General features: G+C 75.0%; 1 protein-coding gene. It reads left to right on the plus strand.

Annotation, left to right across the window (positions count from 1 at the left end; translation table 11 throughout):
- Positions 1-87 precede the first annotated feature (87 nt).
- On the plus strand, positions 88-1,407 hold a 1,320-nt coding region (locus tag HGA02_RS19030; RefSeq protein ID WP_168680930.1), incomplete at its 3' end, for a helicase HerA-like domain-containing protein.

The following is a 1,407-nucleotide window of genomic DNA, read 5'->3' on the forward strand; positions in this document are numbered from 1 at the left end:
GGTCCGGACGCGGGCGGGCAGGACGCTGGCGGACACGAGGCGGGCGAGCAGGACGCAGGCGAACCGGACGCGAGCGAGCCGGAACGCGTGCGCACCGTGCGCGAGGGCTACACGTTCGCGGGCCAGACGCTCGACCTCGGCGTGCTCGTCGAGGACGGCACCCCGGTGCCGTCGGCGCGGGTCGGGGTGCCGCTCGGGCTGCTCAACCGGCACGCGCTCGTCGCCGGCGCGACGGGCACGGGCAAGACGCGCACGCTCCAGCTGATGGCGGAGCAGCTGTCGGCGGCGGGCGTGCCGACGTTCGTCGCGGACGTCAAGGGGGACCTGACCGGGCTCGCGGTCGCGGGTGCGGCGTCGGACCGCCTGACGGAGCGGACGCGCGCGCTGGGGCAGGACTGGTCGCCCGCGTCGTTCCCGGTCGAGCTCTACGCGCTCGGTGGCGTGGGGCACGGCGTCCCGGTCCGCACGACCGTCACCGACTTCGGGCCGCTGCTGCTCGCCAAGGTGCTCGGCCTCAACGCGACGCAGGAGTCGAGCCTGGGCCTCGTCTTCCACTGGGCGGACCAGCAGGGTCTCGCGCTGCTCGACCTGGCGGACCTGCGGGCAGCCCTGCAGTGGCTGACGTCCGACGACGGGAAGGCGGAGCTCGCGGGGATCGGCGGGCTGTCGAAGGCGACGGCAGGCGTGATCCTCCGCGAGATCGTGGCGCTGCAGGGTCAGGGCGCCGACGCGTTCTTCGGCGAGCCGGCGTTCGAGGTCGAGGACCTGCTGCGGACGGCCGCAGACGGGCGCGGCGTGGTGTCGGCGCTCGAGCTGCCCGGCGTGCAGGACCGGCCGGCGCTGTTCTCGACGTTCCTCATGTGGCTGCTCGCCGAGCTGTTCGAGGTGCTGCCCGAGGTCGGCGACCCCGAGAAGCCGCGGCTGGTGTTCTTCTTCGACGAGGCCCACCTGCTGTTCGCCGACGCCTCCGACGACTTCCTCGCGCAGGTCGTGCGGACGGTCCGGCTGATCCGGTCGAAGGGCGTGGGCATCGTCTTCGTCACGCAGAGCCCCAAGGACGTGCCGCCCGACGTGCTGGGGCAGCTCGGCAGCCGCGTGCAGCACGCGCTCCGGGCGTTCACCCCGGACGACGCGAAGGCGCTGCGCGCGGCGGCGCGCACGTACCCGACCTCGAGCTACGACCTCGAGCGCGTCCTGCAGGACCTCGCGACGGGCGAGGCGGTGGTCACGGTGCTCGGCGAGCGCGGTGCGCCGACCCCGGTGGCGTGGACGCGGCTGCTCGCGCCGCGCGCGTCGATGGACGCGGCTCCCGAGGCGACGGTGGCACAGCTGGTCGCCGCGTCCCCGGCCACGGCGCGCTACGGCGCGACGGTCGACCGCGAGTCGGCCGCGGAGCTGCTCACGGCG

The sequence above is a fragment of the Cellulomonas septica genome, assembly GCF_012396155.1.
Classification (GTDB): Bacteria; Actinomycetota; Actinomycetes; order Actinomycetales; family Cellulomonadaceae; genus Cellulomonas; species Cellulomonas septica.